This window comes from Rothia sp. HMSC062H08 (assembly GCF_001810775.1).
Classification (GTDB): domain Bacteria; phylum Actinomycetota; class Actinomycetes; order Actinomycetales; family Micrococcaceae; genus Rothia.
In genome coordinates this window covers 323,804-346,929 of record NZ_KV802651.1, presented here as the reverse complement: position 1 = coordinate 346,929, position 23,126 = coordinate 323,804, and the positions used below count along the sequence as shown (strand labels likewise).

22 protein-coding genes are annotated in these 23,126 nt (G+C 61.3%); 12 read left to right on the top strand and 10 right to left on the bottom strand.

All coding sequences use genetic code 11. The features are described from left to right. Position 1 precedes the first annotated feature (1 nt). Entirely contained in the window at positions 2 to 1,273 is a 1,272-nt protein-coding gene (locus HMPREF2765_RS01810) for a DNA-methyltransferase (protein ID WP_070604124.1), read from the top strand. 133 nt (positions 1,274 to 1,406) lie between these two features. On the opposite strand, the gene HMPREF2765_RS01805 is transcribed toward HMPREF2765_RS01810, so the two are convergent. Further along, positions 1,407 to 2,246 carry an S-layer homology domain-containing protein gene (locus HMPREF2765_RS01805; RefSeq protein WP_246824794.1) on the bottom strand — a complete coding sequence of 280 codons (840 nt, stop codon included), beginning with the start codon at positions 2,244 to 2,246 and terminating at the stop codon, positions 1,407 to 1,409. A gap of 129 nt (positions 2,247 to 2,375) precedes the next feature. Here HMPREF2765_RS01805 and HMPREF2765_RS09335 point away from each other — a divergent pair, with 129 nt between their 5' ends. Next, the gene (locus HMPREF2765_RS09335) at positions 2,376 to 2,822 is read left to right on the top strand and encodes a hypothetical protein (RefSeq protein WP_246824795.1); all 447 of its coding nucleotides are present in this window, start codon (positions 2,376 to 2,378) and stop codon (positions 2,820 to 2,822) included. 53 nt (positions 2,823 to 2,875) lie between these two features. On the opposite strand, the gene HMPREF2765_RS01795 is transcribed toward HMPREF2765_RS09335, so the two are convergent. Both HMPREF2765_RS01795 and HMPREF2765_RS01790 read right to left on the bottom strand, forming a co-directional pair. Continuing rightward, positions 2,876 to 3,703, bottom strand: a complete 828-nt coding sequence (locus HMPREF2765_RS01795; protein ID WP_246823834.1) for an S-layer homology domain-containing protein — start codon at positions 3,701 to 3,703, stop codon at positions 2,876 to 2,878. 180 nt (positions 3,704 to 3,883) lie between these two features. Continuing rightward, entirely contained in the window at positions 3,884 to 4,852 is a 969-nt protein-coding gene (locus HMPREF2765_RS01790; protein WP_083303600.1) for a PHP domain-containing protein, read from the bottom strand. A gap of 216 nt (positions 4,853 to 5,068) precedes the next feature. On the opposite strand from HMPREF2765_RS01790, the gene HMPREF2765_RS01785 reads away from it, so the two are divergent. Continuing rightward, positions 5,069 to 6,598 (top strand): aminopeptidase P family protein, encoded by a 1,530-nt coding sequence (locus HMPREF2765_RS01785; protein ID WP_070604122.1) that lies wholly within the window; start codon positions 5,069 to 5,071, stop codon positions 6,596 to 6,598. Positions 6,599 to 6,745: 147 nt separating this feature from the next. Here the strand turns inward: HMPREF2765_RS01785 and HMPREF2765_RS01780 are convergent, their stop codons facing one another. Next, positions 6,746 to 7,741, bottom strand: a complete 996-nt coding sequence (locus HMPREF2765_RS01780; RefSeq protein ID WP_070604121.1) for a hypothetical protein — start codon at positions 7,739 to 7,741, stop codon at positions 6,746 to 6,748. A gap of 130 nt (positions 7,742 to 7,871) precedes the next feature. Between HMPREF2765_RS01780 and HMPREF2765_RS01775 the strand changes: the two genes are divergently transcribed. The 3 genes from HMPREF2765_RS01775 to HMPREF2765_RS01765 are packed head-to-tail and all read left to right on the top strand — an operon-like array spanning position 7,872 to position 11,317. Next, a complete protein-coding gene (locus HMPREF2765_RS01775; protein WP_070541581.1) occupies positions 7,872 to 9,200 on the top strand; it encodes a magnesium transporter MgtE N-terminal domain-containing protein in 1,329 nt (442 codons plus the stop codon). Then, on the top strand, positions 9,193 to 10,125 hold the full coding sequence (locus HMPREF2765_RS01770) for a DUF1003 domain-containing protein (protein WP_070604120.1): 933 nt from the start codon (positions 9,193 to 9,195) through the stop codon (positions 10,123 to 10,125). The genes HMPREF2765_RS01775 and HMPREF2765_RS01770 overlap by 8 nt, the downstream gene beginning before the upstream one ends. Then, positions 10,115 to 11,317, top strand: a complete 1,203-nt coding sequence (locus HMPREF2765_RS01765) for a P-loop NTPase (protein ID WP_070604119.1) — start codon at positions 10,115 to 10,117, stop codon at positions 11,315 to 11,317. Before HMPREF2765_RS01770 ends, HMPREF2765_RS01765 begins: the two co-directional genes overlap by 11 nt. A 77-nt stretch (positions 11,318 to 11,394) precedes the next feature. Here the strand turns inward: HMPREF2765_RS01765 and HMPREF2765_RS01760 are convergent, their stop codons facing one another. The 4 genes from HMPREF2765_RS01760 to dapE all read right to left on the bottom strand — a co-directional run bounded on the left by HMPREF2765_RS01760 (position 11,395) and on the right by dapE (position 15,151). Continuing rightward, the gene (locus tag HMPREF2765_RS01760; protein WP_049332091.1) at positions 11,395 to 11,772 is read right to left on the bottom strand and encodes a twin-arginine translocase TatA/TatE family subunit; all 378 of its coding nucleotides are present in this window, start codon (positions 11,770 to 11,772) and stop codon (positions 11,395 to 11,397) included. A 267-nt stretch (positions 11,773 to 12,039) separates the two neighbouring features. Next, positions 12,040 to 13,407, bottom strand: a complete 1,368-nt coding sequence (locus HMPREF2765_RS01755; RefSeq protein ID WP_070604118.1) for a hypothetical protein — start codon at positions 13,405 to 13,407, stop codon at positions 12,040 to 12,042. Next, on the bottom strand, positions 13,404 to 13,787 hold the full coding sequence (locus HMPREF2765_RS01750; protein WP_070604117.1) for a hypothetical protein: 384 nt from the start codon (positions 13,785 to 13,787) through the stop codon (positions 13,404 to 13,406). Before HMPREF2765_RS01750 ends, HMPREF2765_RS01755 begins: the two co-directional genes overlap by 4 nt. 209 nt (positions 13,788 to 13,996) lie before the next feature. Beyond that, positions 13,997 to 15,151 (bottom strand): succinyl-diaminopimelate desuccinylase, encoded by a 1,155-nt coding sequence (dapE, locus tag HMPREF2765_RS01745; RefSeq protein ID WP_070604116.1) that lies wholly within the window; start codon positions 15,149 to 15,151, stop codon positions 13,997 to 13,999. A 105-nt stretch (positions 15,152 to 15,256) separates the two neighbouring features. Here dapE and dapD point away from each other — a divergent pair, with 105 nt between their 5' ends. The 6 genes from dapD to HMPREF2765_RS01715 all read left to right on the top strand — a co-directional run bounded on the left by dapD (position 15,257) and on the right by HMPREF2765_RS01715 (position 21,164). After that, the gene (dapD, locus tag HMPREF2765_RS01740; RefSeq protein ID WP_070604115.1) at positions 15,257 to 16,222 is read left to right on the top strand and encodes a 2,3,4,5-tetrahydropyridine-2,6-dicarboxylate N-succinyltransferase; all 966 of its coding nucleotides are present in this window, start codon (positions 15,257 to 15,259) and stop codon (positions 16,220 to 16,222) included. Between the two features lie 302 nt (positions 16,223 to 16,524). After that, entirely contained in the window at positions 16,525 to 17,538 is a 1,014-nt protein-coding gene (gene galE, locus HMPREF2765_RS01735; protein ID WP_070604114.1) for a UDP-glucose 4-epimerase GalE, read from the top strand. 376 nt (positions 17,539 to 17,914) lie between these two features. Further along, entirely contained in the window at positions 17,915 to 18,679 is a 765-nt protein-coding gene (locus HMPREF2765_RS01730) for an amino acid ABC transporter ATP-binding protein (protein WP_070604113.1), read from the top strand. A 15-nt stretch (positions 18,680 to 18,694) separates the two neighbouring features. After that, complete coding sequence (locus HMPREF2765_RS01725) at positions 18,695 to 19,525, top strand: glutamate ABC transporter substrate-binding protein (protein WP_070604112.1); 831 nt, start codon at positions 18,695 to 18,697, stop codon at positions 19,523 to 19,525. Between the two features lie 20 nt (positions 19,526 to 19,545). Beyond that, positions 19,546 to 20,229 carry an amino acid ABC transporter permease gene (locus tag HMPREF2765_RS01720; RefSeq protein ID WP_005505219.1) on the top strand — a complete coding sequence of 228 codons (684 nt, stop codon included), beginning with the start codon at positions 19,546 to 19,548 and terminating at the stop codon, positions 20,227 to 20,229. Continuing rightward, on the top strand, positions 20,226 to 21,164 hold the full coding sequence (locus HMPREF2765_RS01715) for an amino acid ABC transporter permease (protein ID WP_070604111.1): 939 nt from the start codon (positions 20,226 to 20,228) through the stop codon (positions 21,162 to 21,164). Before HMPREF2765_RS01720 ends, HMPREF2765_RS01715 begins: the two co-directional genes overlap by 4 nt. A 134-nt stretch (positions 21,165 to 21,298) precedes the next feature. On the opposite strand, the gene dapC is transcribed toward HMPREF2765_RS01715, so the two are convergent. Together dapC and fdxA are read right to left on the bottom strand one after the other, a co-directional pair. After that, on the bottom strand, positions 21,299 to 22,438 hold the full coding sequence (dapC, locus tag HMPREF2765_RS01710; RefSeq protein WP_070604110.1) for a succinyldiaminopimelate transaminase: 1,140 nt from the start codon (positions 22,436 to 22,438) through the stop codon (positions 21,299 to 21,301). Between the two features lie 206 nt (positions 22,439 to 22,644). After that, positions 22,645 to 22,965 (bottom strand): ferredoxin, encoded by a 321-nt coding sequence (fdxA, locus tag HMPREF2765_RS01705; protein WP_049332074.1) that lies wholly within the window; start codon positions 22,963 to 22,965, stop codon positions 22,645 to 22,647. Between the last annotated feature and the right edge of the window lie 161 nt (positions 22,966 to 23,126).

Genomic DNA, 23,126 nt, shown 5'->3' with positions numbered 1-23,126 from the left:
GTTGGGTATTTCAGCATCCCCGGCGCCCGCCGCGCCCTCCCCTGCCGCTGAGGCGAACCGCACGGATTCGACGGTTTTCGATCCGCAGGGCCCGTCGCTGCTGGTGCAGGCAGATAACCTGGAGTATCTGCGTGAACTACCCGATGGTGCGTTCACCGTGATTTATATTGACCCGCCGTTCAATACGGGTAAGAAGCAGACGCGCCGCACGTTGAGCGCGGAGGCTTCTGAGAAGGGTGACCGCACCGGTTTTAAGGGCAAGAGCTATTCGAGCACCCTGCAGACTCTGGCGAGCTATAACGACTCGTTCGAGGATTATTGGGCGTTCCTAGCGCCGCGTATTGAGCAGGCGCATCGTCTGCTTGCGCAGGACGGCACCCTGTACCTGCACCTGGATTGGCGTGAGGTTCATTATGTGAAGATTATGTGCGACATGATTTTTGGTCGTGAGAACTTCATTAATGAGCTGATTTGGGCGTATGACTACGGTGCGAAGTCTACGCGCCGCTGGCCGACGAAGCACGACAATATTCTGGTGTATGCGAAGGATCACCGTAGCTATTACTTCAATACTGCGGAGGTTGATCGTGAACCGTATATGGCTCCGGGTCTGGTGACTGAGGAGAAGGCTTCTCGCGGTAAGCTCCCTACGGATGTGTGGTGGCATACGATTGTGTCGCCTACGGGTAAGGAGAAGACGGGTTATCCTACGCAGAAGCCTACGGGTCTGTTGCGTCGTATGATTGCGGCGAGTTCCCGTCCGGGTGATTGGGTGTTGGATTTCTTCGCTGGTTCTGGTTCTACGGGTGCGGCGGCGGCTCAGCTGGGTCGTAAGTTCGTGTGTGTGGATCAGAATCCGCCGGCTATTGAGGTGATGGCTAAGCGCCTGGGTGTGGATCCGGTGTCGTTCGCTGAGTATCGTGGTGTTCCGCGTGGGGCGAGTGTGCTGTTCACGCCGAAGCGTACGGTGGGTGTTCGTGGCGGTACGAGTCGTGATGCGTTGACGGCGGCGAGCCGTCATGCGTTGAAGGCCGTGTTGGATACGCTCACGGAGACTACGCAACCGGTTGAGGGTGCGTCCTGCCGGTTTGTGCGTCACCGGTCGATGGATGCGGTGGATAAGAAGATGCGTATTGATGGTCGTGATGAGTTGCGTCGTCAGCGTCAGCATCAGGCGCGGGCTAAGGCTCGTGCGGCGCGTGCGGCTGCGCAGCTGGATGCAGTAGCTGCGGGTGCGGTGTTGCAGCATCATGCGTCGCGTGAGAGCGTCTAGGCGGTCTTGTCTGCGCGTTCATAAGAGCACGTGTTAAGAGTGTGGGGCGGGTTCCTTTACTGGGAACCCGCCCCACACTCTTTTGCGTTGCCCTAGTGTTCTGTTCTAAGGTGCCTTCTCTTTATAAATGTTTTTAGAATGCACCTCGAGTATCTGCCATGCGCAATACTTCAAAAGCCTGTTCATATGTTGCTTGGAAAGTCCATTGGCTCACTCGTCGACCTTCATAGTCCATGCTCGCTACGTCATGGTGTCTAATCGATTCGTGGAAGCCAGTGTACTTCTTATCAGAGCCGGCTCCAGTGTATTTCAACCAAACATAGGCCCGATGCAACTCTGAGCCGTAAGGAAGGTTGGGGTTCCGCTTGGTCCAGGGCTCTTCCTCATTCGGAGGATTCATATCGGGTAGCTTGACCGCCGGACTACCAGCTAGGCGGTATGCCATGATTACTGTCGTCGTTTCATTCGCGGGGGCATCGTAATGGAAATTCCCATCACTCCAACCCCAGGTAATGCCCCGCTGACGAGCCCACATCACCACGGGAAAACGCGGATCATCAGTCTTAATATCACCATAAGGAGACTGAGCCGGAAGATTCTTCACCTCAGGAGAACCCGACAGGCGATACAAATACTCCACAAACTGCCCACGGGAAATTACGGTGTTTTCTTCGATTAGCTGATACTTCTGGTATTCAGAAATTAGACCAACGCACTCAGCCCAGTCGTAGATAATCTTGCGACCGTAAGTCACATAAGCATTCGGAAGGTACTTATATTCGTAGATTGCGCGGTCGTTACAGGTCACCGCCGGTTCATTGGGCTGCACAATAGGGGTCACTTGGCGAGGTTTCAGAACACCAAGAGAATATGCCGGCACGCTACCGCACACCATGGCACCAGCCAACAGTACCGTGCCACCAGCCTGGATAACCCGCCTCGTAGGGCGAGCAAATAATTGTCGAAGCATCATAGCTCCTTCACGAACAGAGGGGAGGCACAATCTTTGTGCACCCCAATGAGTAGAACGTTCTCAGCGTATCAAAAATCCTAACCTTCAGGTAGAGATTTAGGGAACATGTAATGATACGAAAGTAAAAGAGTGTTATATAAATATGAGGGCTGTATCGGTGAATCCTCCAGCTGGCATGACGCAGTCTCAAAGCCAGCACATAACCACGAGGCAGCAAACTGGTATATCAGCTCATGGGCTAGCGACTGCACCTTTACAGGAGTACGCTCAGACAACCCCTACGGGCCAAGCAAAGAAGTACCCCTAGAAACAATCCTTGCTTCACTGTGGGGCTTCTATCTTGAAGGTAGTGTTAGGCGTTTGAATATTATTGGAGCAAACGCATACGACGAATGCCACATGGACTACGAAGACAATAACAAACCTAAACCCAAGGTTCTGAACGATAAATGGAAGTTTTCTATTAAAAATTCCCTGAACCCACCCTACAAGATTGAAATTAATCAGTATGTCTATAAATCTACTGAGACCCCAGTGGGAACTTCCAATAAAAAAGAATATATAGTTGTGGAATAAATTCATAAACGTATCCCCGCTTATGTATTGATACATAAGCGGGGATACGTTTCTTATTTAAATTTGAAAGATTTATCTGCCAGACGAATCACTTCAAAGGCCTGCTCATACGTAGCGTAAGTCAACCACTCAAATTCATCATTAGGTGATACGATACCATGCTGTCGATACGATACGTTCTCGACAGAATCTTTATTATTTGGATTCTGAAGACCATAGTATAACCAGGTGTATGCCTTATGAAGCTCCGAATTATAGGGCATATTCGGCCATTTTTCCTTCCAAGGAGTATATAGGAAATAGGCATTAGGATCGTCTACTTCTACCGTTACGTTTGGACTACCCGCCAATCGATACACCATCAAGGCAGTAGCAGCCTCACTAGCAGGGGTATCGTAATGGAAATTCCCATCACTCCAACCCCAGGTAATGCCCCGCTGACGAGCCCACATCACCACGGGAAAACGCGGATCATCAGTCTTAATATCACCATACGGAGACTGAGCCGGAAGATTCTTCACTTCGGGAGAACCTGACAGACGGTATAGATACTCCACAAACTGGCCGCGAGAAATAACACTATCTTTCTTGACCATTTTGTACTTCTGACGCTCAGAAATCAGACCAACACACTGTGCCCAACTAAAGATAACGCGACGCCCCAACTCGCCATCTTGCCGATAATACTCATATTCTGCGCGGTCGTTACAGGTCACTGCCGGTTCGTCCGGTTGCACAATAGGGGTCACCTCGTGAGGCTTCAAATGCCCGGTGGCATACGCCGGAACACTGCCGCACACCATGGCGCCAGCCAGCAGTACCGTGCCGCCAGCCTGGATAGCCCGCTTCGTAGGACGGGCGAATAATTGTCGAAGCATCATAGCTCCTTCAAAATAAGAGGGGAGGCACAATCTTTGTGCACCCTCATGAGTAGAACGTTCTCAGCGTATCAAAAATCCTAACCTTCAGGTAGAGATTTAGAGAATATGCAATGAGGTGAAAACAAAAGAGTGTGGGGCGGGTTCCTTTACCGGGAACCCGCCCCACACTCTTTCGTCTTACTACTGGGCCGCCAGCTGCTCGCGGATACGCGCCACCGTCACCGCATCCGTCGTATTCTCACCCAGCAGGTTCGGCTTACCCGCACCGTGATAATCACTCGAACCCGTCACCAGCACCTCACGGCCCGCCGCACGCTGACGCTCAATGAACTCCAGCAGACGCGCCCGGTCCTCCGGGGAGTTCTCACGGTGATACACCTCCACGCCCGCCAGGCCAGCATCCACCATCAAACCCAGGTACTCCAGGCTCAACGCGGGTCCACGCATCGTACTCATCGGATGCGCAATCACCGGCACGCCCCCAGCCTCACGCACCAGACGCACCGCCTCCAACGGGTCCAGCGCATCCTGCGGCACATAGTAGGGGCTGCCCGTGTACAGCAGCTTCGCGAAAGCCTCAGAACGGTCAGCAACCACGCCAGCGGCAACCAGCGCGTCAGCAATATGGGGGCGGCCCACCGCCGTGTTCCCCTCCCCCACCTGCGCCAACACGTCGTCCCAGGTTAGCGGGTAGTCGGCGGCAAGACGCTGCACAATAGCCTGCGCGCGGCCCTTACGGCTGGCGCGAATCGCCTCCACACGGCGCGCCAACTCTGAACCCACCGGGTCAAAACCATAAGCGAGCAGGTGAATGGTCTTCGTGCGTGAGCGACCCTCACCGTCGGTGTAACGGTAACGGCAGGAGAACTCGGCACCCGGCAGAAAATCCAGACCGTGCTCATCCGCCAGCTGAGCCGCCTGTGCCCACCCAGCCGTCGTATCGTGATCAGTCAGCGCGAATCCCGCCAACCCGGTGCGAGCAATCAGCGGCACCAGCTCAGTCAGGCTCTGCGTGCCGTCAGAAATAGCGGAGTGAATATGCAGGTCGTAGCGCCCGGCAGGGTTCTGGTTTTCAGGCGCGCCCAATTCAGCGGGCTGCGGTGCCTGCTTCGCATGAGGTGCACTGTTCCGGTGTTCTGTGTGCGTCATATTCTCTCCTTCCCCGCCCCTGCTAGTTCGTCGCCACCTCAGCGGGGTTTTAAGGCATGTCATCTACTCTTCTGATTCAACCCTACCAATATCGGCGGCGCAATATCGGGCACCCGGTCGCAGGTCAAAGATATATTCTGACCCACCGCACCCTCTCTTATGGTCAAAAGCGCTAAAACACCTGCCCACCTGTGGTGAAGGCGATATGATTAACCCATGACTGAGAACAACGAGAAGAGCACCGAAGCTCAGAAGACTGACCACCGCAGCACCCCCAAGGCGTCTGCGTTCACCGAATTCATTGCTAAGGACTGGGCACCTGCCGAAGATGACGGCTACACCCGCGAGCCCGTAGCAGACTACGCAGCTGAGCGCCGCGCCAAGATCTCCAAGGCATTCCCCGGCGAGCGCCTCGTCCTGCCCGCAGGCCCGCTGAAGGTCCGCTCCAACGACTGCGACTACCGCTTCCGCCCCCACTCGGCGTTTGCGCACCAGACCGGTCTGGGCATCGACCACGAGCCCGACGCCGTGCTGGTCTTCGAGCCCGTCGAAGAGGGCACCGGCGACAACGGTTCCAACCACGAAGTAACCCTGTACTTCCGCCCGCTGGCTGGCCGCGACACCGCAGAGTTCTACGCGGATGCACGCTACGGCGAGTTCTGGGTTGGCCCCCGCCCCACCCTGAAGGAATTCTCCGAGCGTTACGGTCTGCGTACCCGCGACCTGTCCGAGCTTGAGGTTGCTATCACTAAGAACGCCGGCAATCAGGGCCTGGGCGGCGTGAACATCCGCCTGGTCCGCAATGTTGACCCGGCTGTTGACGCGCTGGTTGACACCTCCCGCTACAACACCGGCGTGGAGCTGGAGCAGGCTGACAAGTTGGACTCCGAACTGGCCGTGGCTCTCTCCGAGGCTCGCCTGATTAAGGACGCTATCGAGGTTGAGAACCTGCAGCGTTCCGTTGACATGACCGTCAAGGGCTTCGAAGAGGTCATTCGTGAACTGCCGAAGGCTAAGGAGCACCACCGCGGTGAGCGCGTCGTTGAGACTGCGTTCTTCTCCGTGGCACGTACCGACGGTAACGACCTGGGCTACGACACCATCGCAGCGTGCGGTAACAACGCAACCATCCTGCACTGGATCCGTAACAACGGCACCGTCGATGACGGCAAGCTGCTGCTGCTGGACGCAGGCGTTGAGGACGACACCCTGTACACCGCAGACGTGACCCGCACCTTCCCCGTGAACGGTAAGTTCACCGAGGTTCAGGCGAAGGTCTACAACGCTGTGCTGGAGGCTGCTGACGCCGCATTCGCTGTGGCGAAGCCGGGCCGTAAGTTCCACGAACTTCACGACGCCGCGATGGAGGTTCTGGCTCACCGTCTGGAAGAGTGGGGTCTGCTGCCGGTTTCTGCCGAGGTTTCCCTCACCATTGAGGGCGGTCAGCACCGCCGCTGGATGCCGCACGGCACCAGCCACCACCTGGGCCTGGACGTGCACGACTGCGCGCAGGCGAAGGCTGAACTGTACATGTGGGCTGAGCTGGAGCCGGGCATGGTCTTCACCATTGAGCCGGCCCTGTACTTCAAGGACGAGGACCTGTCGGTTCCCGAGGAGTACCGCGGTATCGGTATCCGCCTTGAGGACGACGTGCTCTGCACCGAGGACGGCAACGTGAACCTGTCTGCTGCACTGCCCCGCACCGTTGAGGGCATTGAGGAGTGGATGGCGAAGCTGGCGAAGTAACGTCTAGCTCCCAGTTACGTTAGTAACGTTTTATAGGGAAAGCCCCTCACCGATTCGTTCGGTGAGGGGCTTTCGCGTGTCTTCTAAGTGCTGTCTTCTATGCCGGTTTCCCGCCGTTGTGGGTGGCTACCGCCATTGCAGGTTCGGTTATTCGGAGTCCTGCGAGGAGTTATCGTGCGAGGACTTATCGTGCAGGCCCTGCGGGCGCGGGGTCGGACGCTGCGGCTTGGGCTGAATCAGCTTCGCGTATTCTTCCGGGTCGTCCACGCGCAGACCGTACCGCTGTGCCGGGCGCTTCTGCACATCTGACTTCTGACCGGTCGCACGGTCAGTACTTGCCTGTTCCTGTTCGGCAGACTGTGCGGATTGTGCGGACTGTGCGGGGGCAACCGGTGCGGGCATGTTCTGCGCCGCGCTCTGAGCCACCGCGTTCTGCGCGGTCGTATCACGCTCGGGCAGGTTCTGATTCGGTGCCGGCTGGCTACCCGCCTGCGCACGGTACGAGGGTGCCTTCGGGGCGCCGGTCGGAACCGGTGCACCATTCATCGAAACGGTGCTCTGAGCGGCACGAGCCTGCGAAGCTTCCGGGGCAGCCGCCGCACGCGCAGCCGCAACCGCCGCCGAGAAGCGAGGGTGCGCACCCAGCACGCGGCGCGCATCCTGAGCGTACTCCGGCAGAGCGTACATCACGGTACGCGAGGGGATTGATTCAGTACGTATCGGGTGGCGACTGCCGTGGGAGCGACGCAGAACGTACATTTGCCACAGCACAAACATAGCCACCGACAGCAGCACATACTTTATTGCCTCAATAGCAGAGGAATCATTAGTCGAGGTCATAACCAGCAATGAAAAAAACGCGCCGAATCCTGCACCTCGAAGCGCTGCAAAAGTCAAGATACGACCATACGGCAACGGCACCGGGTACTCCACCTGGCGGATACCGTCATTGACCAGGTACAGCGCCGTGACCGGATAATCCTGCTCGCTAAGCACGTCAAAAGCGGCGAGCGCATCATCGTGACGAACGAAGGAGGCGATCGCCTCACCGGCGGGCAGGGGCTTGCCCTGAGCCTGCGCCAGGCGCGAGGCAACGAAAGAAGAAGTCGGGGTCGAGGGAATATTCGGCAGGTTAGAAGTCATGGCTCCTATTCTACCGCCCACCCTAACCCTGGACCCGGTGGGCAGTCAGCTCCTCTACAGGCGTAGCGAACACCTGTTCAATTAGGCTTCTCAAAGTGCGAATCCCCGCGGCGGAGCGTACCCTAGAGAGGTGAGCAATTCGAAGTTCAGCACCCCCAGCAAGATTTACATTGCCCGCCTTTTGGGCCTCGACGTTTTTGACCCCTTCGGTGACCGCCTCGGCCGTCTCCGAGACGTCGTCGTGCTCAAACGCGGCCTGGGCGCATCCATTGCGGGCGCCCGCCCCGCCAAGGGCAGCGAACCCATTGTTGTCGGCATCATCGTTGAGGTGCTCGGCAAGAAACGCGTGTTCATGCCCATGACCCGAGTGCGTAGCATCGACGCCTCCCAGATTATTTCAACCGGCCTGGTGAACCTGCGCCGCTTCGAACAGCGCAACTCTGAGACTCTCATCGTCGGTGAGCTCTTCGACCGCCGCGTGCGTCTGCTCGACGGCAGCGGCGACGCCGTCATTGAGGACGTCGCCATTGAGCAGCGCCGCAACGGCGACTGGGGCGTGACCGAACTGTTCGTTTCCCGCGTCAGCTCCTCCTCCAGCACGTGGCGCCGCCGCTCCAAGGAGACCCTCATCGTCGACTGGGACGAGGCTCTGCTCTCCACCGACGTGGAGCCGCAGGCGGCAACCGCGTTCGTGGCGAACCATGAGAACTCCAAGCCCGCCGACCTTGCGGACGCCATCCACGAGATGAGCGATAAGCGCATGGTCGAAATCGCCGCCGAGCTGCAGGATGAACGCCTCGCGGACGTTCTGCAGGAGCTGCCCGCCGAGGACCAGGTGCAGATTCTCTCGCACCTGGACGACGAGCGTGCCGCGCAGGTCCTCGAAGAGATGGAACCGGACGACGCCGCCGACCTGCTCATCGAGCTGGACGACGCCCAGCGTGAAAAGCTGCTCGAACTCATGGAACCCGACGAAGCAGACGACGTGCGTCGACTTCTCGAATACGACGAGGGTACCGCCGGTTCGCTCATGAACCCGGTGCCGATCATCCTCTCCCCCGAGGCGACCGTCGCGGAGGCGCTCGCGCACATCCGCGCCGAGGAGATCCCTCCGGCGATGGCGGCTGCCGTCATGGTGACCCGCCCGCCCCTGGAAACCCCGACCGGCAAGTACCTGGGTCTGGTGCACATGCAGAAGCTGCTGCGTGTGCCGCCGAGCGAGCCGATTGGTCACATCCTCGATACCGACACTGAGCCTGTCTCTGACCAGGCAAGTTTGGAAGAGCTAGCACGCGTGCTGGCGACCTATGACCTGACCATCGTTCCCATTGTGAACGAATCGCACCGCCTGGTAGGCGCAGTGACCATCGACGACGTGCTCGATGCGCTCCTGCCCGAAGACTGGCGCACTTACGATGATGGAACTCCCGTACGAAAGGTAGGACGACGCTTTGCCTGAATCGAACCGCCGCGACGCAAACCGTACCGAAGAGAACCCCCGCATCGATAAGGCGCGCATCCTCAAGGACCGCCTGGAGAAGAAGTACGCTGAACGCAACCGCGAGCGCGGCGACTCCCGCCCGCAGCGTAGCGACTCGCAGCTGAGCACCCCCGGCACCCGCAAGCCGAAGCTGTTCTCGAGCCCCAACCCGGACGCTTTCGGCCGCATGACCGAGGGTTTTGCGCGCTACATGGGTACCCCGCAGTTCCTGATGTGGATGACTATTTTCTGTGGCGTGTGGCTGGCGTGGAACTCCCTGGCGCCGGAGGAGATGCAGTTCGACCCGCGTAGCCTGAACTTCACCCTGCTGACCCTGATGCTGTCCCTGCAGGCTTCTTACGCTGCTCCCCTGCTGCTGTTGGCGCAGAACCGTCAGGACGACCGCGACCGCGTGGTGGCCTCTGAGGACCGTAAGCGTGACCAGCAGAACCTGGAGGAGACCCAGTACCTGACCCGCGAGATTGCTTCGCTGCGTATTGCTCTGCGTGAGGTTGCGACCCGTGACTTTGTCCGTAGCGAGCTGCGCGACATTCTTGAGGAACTGCAGAACATTGCGCAGGAGCAGGAGCGTCACGCCGAGCAGCTGCAGGACATCAGTGAGGACATTGAGGACCTGGAGGAGGCTATCGACGATATCGACACTTCCGAGGGTGAGGAGAAGGACGCTGAGGAGCAGGGCTCTGATAGCCAGAACTCTGAGGGCACGGACTCTAATAACACGGAGAACGGTACCGAGCAGGCACCTGACAAGGCTGAACGCCCTGCGAAGGACTCCCCACAGGATTCCCACCGAGGCGATTTGAGCCAGCCTCAGAGCCGCGAATCCCAGCAGGCACAGCAGCAGGCAGAGCGCACCCGTGAGGGAGGCGCCCGTGACCGCTAATTCGCCCCTGCAGGATGCGCTCTACGCGGCGCTCGCCCGCGTCGAGGATCCCGAACTGCGCCGCCCCATTACGGAGCTGGGCATGGTGGAGACTGCACTCGTGCATCCTGAACTGGATGAGCACGGTGAGCCGATTCCCGGCCGCCACTGGGCTGAGGTCACGGTGCTACTCACCATTGAGGGTTGCCCGCTGAAGAACACCATCGAGCAGCAGGTTCGTGACGCCGCCGCCACCGTTGAGGGTATCGACCGTGTGCAACTGCAGGTGGGTGCGATGAACCCGCAGCAGCGTTCCGCCCTGCGTTCGATGCTCAAGCCGGAGCGTTCCAACCCGTTTACCGCACCCGGTTCGCTGACCCGCGTGTTCGGTGTGGTGTCCGGTAAGGGCGGCGTGGGTAAGTCCTCCATGACCGCGAATCTTGCCGCCGCGTTCGCTTCGCGCGGGCTTGCGGTGGGCATTATTGACGCGGATGTGCACGGCTTCTCCATCCCCGGTCTGTTGGGCATTACCGACGCCCCGACCCGCCTGGATGACCTGATTCTTCCGCCGACCGTGGACGTGCCCGCCCCCGCCCAGCGTTGGGGTGAGCAGAAGGTCAGCGGCGGCTTTATTCGCGTGATTTCTATCGGCATGTTCCTCAAGGGCAACGAGCCGGTGGCGTGGCGCGGCCCCATGCTGCACCGTGCCCTGGAGCAGTTCATCATGGACGTGCACTTCGGTGCCCTGGATGTGTTGCTACTCGATTTGCCTCCGGGCACCGGCGACATCGCTATCTCCATGGCGCAGCTGCTGCCCAACGCGGAGCTTGTGCTCATCTCCACCCCGCAGCACGCCGCCGTGGATGTGGCCGAACGCGCCGGCACCCTGAGCCTGCAGACCGGTCAGAAGGTCGTGGGTGTGGTGGAGAACATGGCTGCCATGACCCTGCCGGACGGCACCGTGCTCGACATGTTCGGTTCCGGTGGCGGTCAGGTGCTCGCTGAGCGTCTCTCGGAGGCGCTCTCCTACCCCGTCCCGCTGCTCGGCTCGGTCCCCCTGGACGTGAACCTGCGCACCGGCGGTGACGAGGGCATGCCCGTCGTGTGGGGTCGCCCCGACTCCGCAACCGCCGAAGAGATCCAGTCCATCGCTTCGAAGCTTCTGCACTCTGGCGAGTCGAGGGCGGGGCAGAGCCTGCCGCTCTTCGTCTAGGGCTAGAGCCTCTACAAAAGCTGATACAGAAAGAACCCCGCGCCGTGACCGGTGCGGGGTTCTTTCGTTTCAAAATCTTAGGTGGCGTCCACGTCGAAGGGGGCGTACGCGCCTCGCGGGAGGGAGTGGCTCTCGGCCTTCTCCTGCTCCTTCAGCAGCGCCTCCTCGCGGGCCTTCGCCTCGCGCTCGCGCTCGGCGTCGTCCTCGGCGAATGCCTGACGCACGATCACGCGGGGGTCGTACTGGCGGGGGTCGTACTGGCGCCAGTTGATGTCCTCCAGGCCCGTCTCGCCCAGGGCCTCTTTGAAGTCGTCCTTAGCGTCGAAGGCCATGCGGCGCACGGTCTTGACGAACTCGCGAATCTGACGGGCGTATTCGGGCATGCGTTCGGGGCCAATCACCACGAACGTGATGATGGCCAGAATAATCAACTCGGTGCCACTAATACCAAACACAGAATATAGATTATCAGCTCCGGGCCGGTGCCGCCGACCAAAAGGGCCCATACGAACGTGTCTTTAAGCTCTGGACCTGCGGGATGCGCGAGCTAAAGCCCCGCCGAAAGTATTGCGCCCTCGGCTAAGAACGCCACAACAGCGGTTTACGGCGGATAATCTCCACCGCCGGGTAAAACGCTGCGGCTCCTACCGCAGACACGCCCGCCTCCCGAACGCAAAAGACCGCCGGCAGCACACCGGCGGTCTCGCAAAACAGTATTCGGTTTACGGCGGATAATCTCCACCGCCGGGGAGCTGTTTCCAATGCCACAGCCAGCCCACCCAGCCCCACTGCGCGCACGCGCCCGCAACCAGCAACGCCCAGCGGTAAGCTCGCGAACGGCTCAGCGCCGCCGCCACCACGACCAGCGGGAACAGCGGTAGTAGCAGACGGAACGTCGACGACTGCGGGTTGAGGAACAGAATCAGGTAGGCGAAGTAGCAGACGCACCACAGATTCAGCGGGGCCGCCAAAACGCTTCGCGCAACCGGGCTCAGGCACAGCGCGGCGAAACCCAGGATCAGCAGAACCAGCAGGATCGGGGCCGCATACCCAAAGTACAGGTACCCCTGTGTCAGCCACGGCTGAATCGGTGCCAAATGGGTACCGCGCCACGCCGTCTCCGTGGCGGTGTACGCATCCACACGGCCCGTAGCCGACCACGCAATCGCGGGCCACACCAGCGCGCACGCACACACCAGCAGGGCGCTCACCAGCTGCCCCGCACGGCGCACAAACGCCGTGCCAATGCCCATAGCGCGACTCGACCGAACCCAGCAGGCGAACCACCACAGGCCCGCCGCTGCACCCAGCGGAACGCCCACCGGGCGGGAAAGGCAGGCCAGGGCCGCAACCGGCACCAGCCAGCCGTAACGCCCCTTCACGAGGCACAGCAGCGCACCGGCCAGGAACACCAGGTTCAGTGACTCGGCGTAAGGCACCTGAAGCACGGGAGCCACCGGCAGGAACGACACCAGGGCCGTGCCCCACAGGGCCAGCGAGGAGGCGGGCTCAGCATCGGCGGAGTCAGATCCGGAACGCGCGAGGCGGGCCGCCTTCACCGAGGCGTCAAAGAGCAGGTAGATGATCCAGGCCGCCGCGAAACCGGCCAACAACGCGACGGTGGCGGCCACCGGGTAGTAGGCGATGCCCGTCAGGCGGCTGATTCCCTGCGAGAGTAGCGGAAAGATGGGGTAAAACGCCCACTGATTCTGCTGGACGACACCCATCGCGTTGACCGGCAGCTCGCTCGGGTAGCCGTTGAGCGCAATCTGCTCGTACCAGCCGGCATCCCAGGTGCTGATGAAGGAGAGGTAGCTCAGGTGCTCGCCCCAGGGGCCGCGCAGCTGCTGCTGGCCGACCACGGCGAACACCACGAAGCCCCACACACGCGAAATCCCGTAGATGAGCAGCACCGAAAGCCAGGCCGGCAGGGCGCGCAGACGCTCCCCCACGCGGCGCAGACGCTCGGCGGAGGAGGTGTACATCCATGTCAGGGCCTCGTCGAAGGACTCGGACCGGTTCTGCTCGACGCGGGATGCGGTATGCTCCGCCGGCTCGCTCGATTCGGTGAGCCCGGCGCGTGCGCTCATCGGGCCTCCCCGCTCTGCGGCTTCTCGGCGGAGGATACCGCGGAGGCGCCCGAGGGCTTGTCCACGTGGTGATCCACGAAGTCGTGGGCGCTCAGGGTCCGCTCAACGTTACCGGTATGCGGCACGGCCAGAGGAAGGGGTTCCGGCTCTTCTTGCACGGCCCGGGGGCCCTCGGCGGGCACGGCCTGCGATGCGGGGGCCCTGAAGGGCTTGGCGATGACGTCCAGGTCGTCGACCGTGTCGAAGACTCCCAGGCCGTCACGGCCCACGGCGTTGAAGAACGCTGCGCCGGGCACGGCGCGGTGGCCGCCGAGCGCAATCACCGTGAACGAGGCGATGACCAGCAGGATCAGGGCGAGCAGAATCAGAAGAATGTTCAACTCTGTCCTCTCGAATAACGTGTATGGATACTCTCCATCTTAGAAGAGAGATGCGTTGTCTCCCCTTCTATGACGCTGTGAGATGCCGGCCGGCCGGGGCGACAACGCGGTGGCCGGCAGACGGAGGGCTTTGGTCCGGGTTCGCGCACGGGGTTCGCGCACGGGGCCCATGCCGCCGTTCGGCACGCAACCGGGCCGGGAAGCGCCTCCTAGTCCTCGTCGTCGCGGTCGCTGAGTAGACAGGCGCGCAGGTCCGCGTGGCAGCGGGTCAGCTGGCTGAAGCGTACGTGCTCGTTATCGGTATGGGCCAGCAGGGCGTCACCGGGGCCGAAGTTCACGGCCGGGATTCCGATTTCACTCAGGCGCGCCACGTCCGTCCAACCGTACTTCGGCTGGGGCTCCTGCCCCACCGCCTCAATCAGGGAGGCGGCCAGCGGGGTGTCCAGGCCGGGTCGGGCCGCCGGGGAGAGGTCCACGAAGTCCAGCTCGTACCCGGCGAACACCTCGCGAACGTGGGCAACAGCCTCGTCCAGGGTCTTGTCCGGGGCGAAGCGGTAGTTCACGTGCATTGCCGCCGCGTCGGGAATCACGTTTCCGGCCACGCCGCCAGAGATCTGCACCGCGTTCAGGCCCTCGCGGTAGTCCAGCCCCTCCACAGCGATGGTCTTCGGCTCGTAGGAGGCGAGCGCCGCCAGCGCGGGCGCCAGGGCGTGGATCGCGTTCTCGCCGCGCCAGGCCCGGCCCGAGTGGGCGGCCAGGCCGCGGGTGCGCACGAAGAAACGCATGGTGCCGTTGCAGCCGCCCTCAATCGTGCCGTTGGTCGGTTCGAGTAGCACACCGAAGTCGGCGTCGGTGATGAGCTCGCCGTGGTTGCGAATCAGGCGCGCCAGGCCGGAGAGCTCGCTCGCGACCTCCTCGTGGTCGTAGAAGATGTAGGTCAGGTTGTAGTCGGTGTCCCGCGCGGTCAGCTCGGCGGCAAGCTTCAGCTGGACGGCCACGCCACCCTTCATATCGGTCGCGCCGCGTCCGTAGAGCACGTACTCGCCGTCTTCCTCGCGAACGGTGGCCGGCACGGTGCCGAGGGAACCCTCGACGGTGGGCAGGGGCACGGTGTCCAGGTGACCGGCCAGGATAATGCGGGTGCGTTCCCCCTCTTCACCGGGCATCGGCGGGAATTCGGTGCGGGCGATGATGGCGTCCCCGTCGCGGGTCAGATGCAGGTGCGGGTAGGCCGCGAGCGCCGCGTACACGGCGTCGGCCAGGTCCTTCTCGTGGTCGGATACCGATTCGTAGTCGAGCAGGGCGCGGGTCAGCTCGGGCATGGATACGTTCAGGTCCAGGGGTGCGTGGTGATTCACAGTCATCCCTCCACGATACAGGCTGTGGGCGCCCCGCATCCCGGGGCGCGCGCATCTGTTCGTGAGACGAACGCCGACGATCCTGATGCTCGGTGTGCTACAGCCCATATAATGGTGTGCATGTCTGAAAACACTCCCCGTTACGCCTCCGGCGTCGCACTGGTCAATGTTGTTGTCTCTGGCGAGCACGCCGGCACCGTCCTGGATGCTTGGTTCCCCGCCCCCTCCCTCACCCAGACCCCCGACCTGTCCATCGCGGACGAGCTGGAGGAGCTGGCCGCTGAGCACCCGGCGCGCAACGCCCGCACCGAGGTGCGTACCGCCTCCATCAACCTGGATGAAGCACCCGAAGACGCGGTCGACGCGTACCTGCGTCTGCACCTGCTCTCCCACACTCTGGTTCGCCCCAACGAGCTGAACCTGGACGGCCTGTTCGGTACCCTCGCGAACGTGGCGTGGACTAACCACGGCCCGGTGCTCGCCGCCGAGTTCCAGAAGCTCGCAATTGGTCTGCGCAAGCTGGGCCACCTGAGTGTGAGCCACATTGATAAGTTCCCGCGCCTGGTGGATTACGTGGTTCCCACCGGCGTGCGTATTGGCGACGGCGACCGCCTGCGCCTGGGCGCGCACCTGGCCTCCGGAACGACCGTGATGCACGAGGGCTTCGTGAACTTCAACGCCGGCACCCTGGGCACCTCCATGGTTGAGGGCCGTATCTCGCAGGGCGTTGTGGTCGGCGACGGCTCGGATGTGGGCGGCGGCGCCTCCACGATGGGCACCCTCTCCGGCGGCGGCAAGAAGCGCGTATCCATTGGTGAGCGTTCCCTGCTGGGCGCGGAGTCCGGTATCGGTATTGCCCTGGGTGATGACTGCGTGGTTGAGGCTGGTCTGTACGTGACCGCCGGTTCGCGCGTGAGCGTTCTGCTGCCCGGTCAGGAGGCGCGCGTGGTGAAGGCTGCGGAGCTGTCCGGCGTGTCGAACCTGCTGTTCCGCCGCAATTCGATCAGCGGCGCGATTGAGGTTCTGCCGCGTGCGAAGAACACCGTGGAGCTGAACGAGGCGCTGCACCTGAACTAGTCTGTACCTGGACTAGCGCTGGTTGCCCTTGCAAACGTTGGGGGTCGGCCCGTGAACTTTAGGGGTCGGGATGCGTGAAGCATCCCGCCCCTTTTTTCTACGTTGTGCGCGGGGCTCGCATCCCATCCTCGATAACTTCACCGTCCGTAGCCCTTTACGCGCCTCCCACATGCTCACACCGGAGTGCACAAGCGCACAGTGCATAAAACCATTCTGTTGCCCCGACCCCTGTACCATTAGATACAGCTCAACAGCACATGCTCCGTCCGGTTCACACCGGAATTTTTGCTCGAAAGGACATCATGAAGGTACTCGTTACCGGCGGTGCCGGCTACATTGGCTCGCACACCGTACTTGAATTGCTCAAGGCAGGCCACGACGTCGTCGTCATGGATAACCTCGCCAACTCCTCCGAAGAGTCCCTCAAGCGCGTCACCGAGCTGGCCGGCCGCGCTCCCGAATTCCACAAGGTTGATCTGCTCGACCTCGAGGGCATGAAGGCCCTCTTCAAGCAGGTTCGCCCCGACGCCGTGATTCACTTTGCGGGTCTGAAGGCTGTGGGTGAGTCCGCTGAGAAGCCGCTGTGGTACTACCAGACCAACGTGGCCGGCACCCTGAACCTGCTCTACGCCATGGACGAGGCCGACTGCCACTCCATCGTGTTCTCCTCCTCCGCTACCGTGTACGGCGAGCCCGAGTCCATGCCGCTCATCGAGAAGATGAACATGGATGCGCAGTCCTGCTACGGCCGTACCAAGGAGCACATCGAGGACATGCTGGTCGACCTGGCCGCTTCCGACTCCAAGTGGAACATTGCTCTGCTGCGCTACTTCAACCCCGTTGGTGCACACGAGTCCGGCCGTATCGGCGAGGACCCGGCGGGTATCCCGAACAACCTGGTGCCCTTCATCGCCCAGGTTGCAGTGGGTCGCCGCGACCACCTGAACGTCTTCGGCAACGACTACCCGACCGTTGACGGTACCGGTGTGCGCGACTATATCCACGTGGTCGACCTGGCCGACGGCCACCTGAAGGCGCTGAACTACATTGCTGAGCACGGCGGCCTGCACACCTGGAACCTGGGTACCGGTAACGGCTACTCGGTTCTGCAGGTTCTGCACGCATTCGAGGAGGCGTGCGGTAAGGAGCTGCCGTACAAGATTGTGGATCGTCGCCCCGGTGACGTTGCGGTCTCGTACGCCGACCCCTCCTCCGCCCTGGCTGACCTGGGTTGGAGCGCTACCCGTGATATCAAGACCATGGTTCGCGACCACTGGAACTGGCAGAAGAATAACCCCAACGGTTACGAAGCCTAAACAGTTTTAGCCCCTCCTGCGGGGGTGTTACAGGATGCCCGATAGGTGTTGTCTCACCTATCGGGCACTTTTCTGCGCTTTTTTCGAAATTTTTACCAAGTCGTGACTACCTCCCCAAAGGCGTTTGACACCTCGTGAGTGAGTAGAGATAGGGAAGAATATATTCCCTAGTCAGAGCCTTTTGTGAAGATGGGGTGTTTTTTACCCATATTTTTACGTCAAAAATACTATAACTATGCATTCATGCTTAAAAATTCACATTGCTTACACAGTAAAGTGAATATTTTGCAGACAGGAAACCGCATGAGGCGTAAGCTGAAAACTCAGCATACAGACAACCCGCATCATAGACGCACCTCACGTGAAAGGGTTCATCATGTCCGCACAGGCAGCTCCCGAAGCGCAGAAAAACCTCATCGAAATCGCCAACGTCAACAAGTACTACGGCACCAACCACGTTCTGAAGAACATCAATCTTTCCGTGGGAAAAGGTGAGGTCGTCGTCCTCCTCGGCCCCTCCGGTTCCGGCAAATCCACCCTCTGCCGAACCATCAACCGCCTCGAAACCATCTCCAGCGGTTCCATCAAGATTGACGGGCAGGAACTGCCCAAGGAGGGCCGCGCCCTCGCCAAGCTCCGCGCAGAGGTCGGCATGGTGTTCCAGTCCTACAACCTCTTCGCGCACAAGACCATCCTGGACAACGTGACCCTCGGACCCCGTCGAATCCGCAAAATGTCCAAGTCAGAGGCAGATGCAGAAGCCATGAACCTGCTCGCGAAAGTCGGCGTGGATTCCCAAGTGCACAAGATGCCCGCAGAGCTTTCCGGCGGTCAGCAGCAGCGCGTCGCCATCGCCCGCGCACTCGCCATGAAGCCCAAGGTCATGCTCTTCGACGAACCCACCAGCGCGCTCGACCCCGAAATGGTCAACGAAGTGCTCGACACCATGGTCTCCCTCGCACGGGAAGGCATGACCATGATCGTGGTGACCCACGAGATGGGCTTCGCCCGCAAGGCAGCAGACCGCATCGTCTTCCTTGCCGACGGCGAGATCGTCGAAGAGGCGCACCCGGACGAGTTCTTCACAAACCCGAAGAGCGAGCGCGCCAAGGACTTCCTCTCCAAGATCATCAACCACTAAAGCAGAGGGACCAACATGCAAAAATATTCACGCAAGCTCGCGGCACTCGCCGCAGCAGCATCCCTCGCTCTGACCGGCGTCCTCGCCGGATGCTCCAGCGCAGACAGCGACCACAAGATCCGCATCGGCATCAAAGTAGACCAGCCCGGCCTCGGTTACCAGGACGGCAACACCTACACCGGCTTCGACGTGGAGGTGGCACGCTACGTCGCCGGTAAGCTTGGCTACTCCGAAGAGCAGATTGAGTTCGTCGAATCCCCCGCCGCTAATCGCGAAAACATGCTCAACACCGGTCAGGTAGACATGATTTTTGCGACCTACTCCATCTCTGAAAGCCGCAAGAAGACCGTGGACTTCGCCGGCCCCTACTACACGGCTGGTCAGGACCTGCTCGTGCGTGCCGATAACACCGATATTCACGGCCCGGACGACCTCAACGGCAAGAACCTCTGCTCCGTCACCGGCTCCACCAGCGCCCAGAAGGTGCAGGACAAGTTCGCCAAGAACGTGAACCTGGTCAAGCAGAACAGCTACTCCGACTGCGTGGTCGCCCTCAACGGCGGCGTGGTGGACGCCGTCACCACCGACGACATAACCCTCGCCGGTCTGGCAGCCACCAAAGCGAACAAGGGCAAGCTGAAAGTGGTCGGCTCCCCCTTCACGACCGAACGCTACGGCGTGGGTCTGCCCAAGGGCACCGACAAGTGCGAAGCCGTGAACAACGCCATCAACGAGATGGTTGCCGACGGTACCTGGGAGAAGCTCATCACCAAGTACACCGAAGGCACCGGCTACCACTACAACACCGAAACCAACCCGCCGCACCTGGGCACCTCCTGCGCCTAGGCCTCTAGAGAGGTTCACGAATGTCATTCTTTGACCAACTCGGCACCCTCCTGTCCAAGTACGATGTGGTTGGCGCCTTCATGACCAATATTCAGCTGACCTTCTGGGCGGCTATTGGCTCGTTCGTTCTCGGTACCGTGCTGGCGCTCATGCGCATCAGCCCCGTCCCGTCCCTGCGCTGGGTGGGCACCGCCTATGTGCACACTGTCCGTAATACTCCGCTCACCATCATGATGACTTTCGCCATTTTGGGTGTGTGGACGCAGTTCCAGCTCTCCTTCTCGCACGATTTCGACACGAACTTCTTCGTGTACGCGGTCATTGCCCTGTCGATTTACCATTCGGCGTTTATCTGCGAGGCGATCCGTTCGGGTGTGAACACCGTGCCTAAGGGTCAGGCTGAGGCGGCACGCGCTATCGGTCTGGGTTTCTTCGACACCGCCCGCCTGGTGATTTTCCCTCAGGCTCTACGCGGTGCCATTACCCCGCTCGGCAATACTCTGATTGCGTTGACGAAGAACAGCACTGTCGCCTCGGTCGCGTCGGTGGCTGAGGCCTCCGGGCTGATGAAATCCATGATTGAGTTCGACGCGAACATGGTGCTCGCTATCTTCATCATGTTTGCGATGGGCTTCGTCATCATTGTTGTTCCCATTGGTGCGTTGACCACCTGGTCATCCCGTAAGCTGGCGGTGAAGCGATGAAAAACCCTTTTATCAGTAATGACACCCGCGCCGCTTCTTCGGTGCTTTTCGATGAGCCGGGTCCTATTGCGCAGCGTCGTATCCGCATCTTCAACATTGCTGCGGTAGTCCTTTTCGCGCTATTTGCGGTGTATGTGCTGACCGTGATGGGTGAGAAGGGCCAGATGGAGCCGGAGAAGTGGACTGATCTGTTCACCGCCCGCGCCTGGAGCTCCTACTACCTGCCGGGCCTCGCCTCGACCCTGTCGGCGGCAGCGGTTTCGGTGGTTACCTCGGTTGCGTTCGGTGTGGTCTTCGGTATTGCTCGACTCTCCCAGTACCGCGTTATCCGCTGGTTCGGCACCGTGGTCGTGGAGTTCTTCCGCGCCGTGCCCGTGCTGATCATGATGATCTTCTTCTGGCTGTTCTTGGGCAAGTACAGCGGTCTTCCGCCTGCTCAGCTGCCCTTCATCGCCGTGGTCATTGGTCTGACCCTGTACAACGGTTCGGTGATTGCTGAGCTGCTGCGTTCGGGCGTGAAGCAGCTTCCTCGCGGTCAGGGCGAGGCGGGTCTTGCGATTGGTCTGACCCCGACCCAAACGCTGATTCGGATCCTGCTTCCGCAGGCGTTCACCGCAATGATGCCCTCGATGCTCAGCCAGTTCGTGGTGATTCTGAAGGATACCGCCCTGGGTTACATCATCTCCTACCCGGAGCTGCTCGCCTCGGCGCGCCGCATCGGTTCCGGTGACGGCAACGTACTGCAGACCCTGATTCTGGCGGCGGCACTCTTCGTGACGGTGAACTTCGTGCTGACGGCTGTAGCAACCGGCATTACGGACAAGCTGGCGTCGCGCACCTCCGCGAAGGTGACCCGAAACCTGATTCCGGACGCTCTGGATAACCCGAACCCGCCGACGATTCAGATGTTCGTGCTCCCCGGCGGCCGCAAGTAGCCACAGCCGAGGTACAGCACTAGGTACAGCAAAGCCCCCGCACTCTCCTTTCGGAAGGGTGCGGGGGCTTCTCTGCTATGCAGGTCAGTTCCCGGCGAGCGGCTCGGTAGCGCCGCGCGGATGGGGTGGCCAGTCTACTTAGCCGCGGAGGCCTTCAGACGCTCGGCGGCCTTGGCCACGGCCTCGTCGGAGGCGGTCAGGGCGATGCGCACGTAGCCCTCGCCGTCCTCGCCGTAGAACACGCCGGGTCCGGCAATGATGCCCAGCTCGGTCAGGCGGCCGATGGAGTCCCAGGTGGACTCGCCGAAGGTGGTCCACAGGTACAGGCCCGCCTCGGAGCCCTCGATGCGTCCGCCGGCGGCGGTGATGGCGTCCTCCAGCACCTCGCGGCGGGCACGGTAGCGGTCCTTCTGCGCCGCAACGTGCGCCTCATCGCCCAGGGCGGCAATCATGGCGGCCTGCACTGGCGCGGGCACGATCATGCCGGCGTGCTTGCGGCTGTTGATAATGTTCGGCATGAGCTCGGGGGCGCCGGCCACGAAGGCGGCGCGGTAGCCGGCCAGGTTCGACTGCTTGGACAGCGAGTAGACGGCCAGCAGGCCGGTGAAGTCGCCGTCGCACACTCGCGGATCCAGGATGGAGGGCACAGGCTTACCGCCGCGGGCCTCGTCCCAGGCACCCCAGCCGAGCTCCGCGTAGCACTCGTCAGAGGCCACCACGGCACCGATTTCGCGGGCCTGCGCCACGATTTCGCGCAGCCGCTCCACGGTGCGGACCGTGCCGTTCGGGTTGGCCGGAGAATTCACCCAGATCAGCTTCACGCGGCTACGGGTGTCTGCATCCAGCTCATCCAGGCTGTCGGCGGGCACGGACTCGGCGCGGGCGAAGCGGGCACCCATATCGTAGGTGGGGTAGGCGATGCGCGGGTACACGACCACGTCGCCGGGGCCCAGGCCCAGCAGGAAGGGCAGCCAGGCCACGAGCTCCTTCGAGCCGATCGTGGGCATGATGGCCTGCGGGTCCAGGCCCTTCACGCCGCGGCGGCGCTCAAACCATTCGGCGATGGCCTCGCGCAGGGCGGGGGTGCCGTGGGTGGTCGGGTAGCCGGGGGCGTCGGATGCCTCGGCGAGCGCGTTGCGGATGAGCTCGGGGGTGGGGTCCACGGGGGTGCCGATGGACAGGTCCACCGGGCCGTCGGGGTGAGCCCCGGCGGTGGCGCGGTAGGGGGCGAGCGCCTCCCAGGGGTATTCGGGCAGGTTCAGGCCGTAAGTCATTGTGTCACCTGGTCGCTTGGGGATTTTTCGTCACTTCAGTCTATCGCCCGGGCTTTGGGGCTGACTAGAGGAAGAGCCCCCATCCCAGCGCCTAGACAGTTTGTCCAGGGGCACACCGCGTGCGGTGCGCATCGGCCGGGGTGGGGGCTCGTGCATCCGGTCACTCGCGCAATTACTCTGCGGGCGCGGATGCTTCAGGTATGGGGTTAGTTGCTCTGCGGGGGCAGTGCCGCGATGAAAGGCACGTCCTTGCCGGTGGGGCCGAGCTTTGCGGCGCCACCGGGGGAACCCAGGTCGTCGAAGAAGTCGGCGTTGGCGCTCACGTATTCGCTCCACTCTTCGGGAACGTCGTCTTCGTAGTAGATGGCCTCGACGGGGCAGACGGGCTCGCAGGCGCCGCAGTCCACGCACTCGTCGGGGTGGATGTACAGGGTGCGGTCACCTTCGTAGATGCAGTCCACGGGGCATTCTTCAACGCAGGCGCGGTCTTTGACGTCCACGCAGGGAAGCGCGATAACGTAGGTCATGGGTCGGTGCCTTTCTCGATGCTGTGCGCCCTGTGCCCGCCGGTCTGCGGGTCGCCTTCTCCAGGGCAGGGTCTGCAGAGTAAACCGCCGAGCGTGTGGTGCTCGGCGGGGAAGTCTTTGTATAGTCTATCGCGCGCTCGGTGTTTTATCGTATTTTCGTG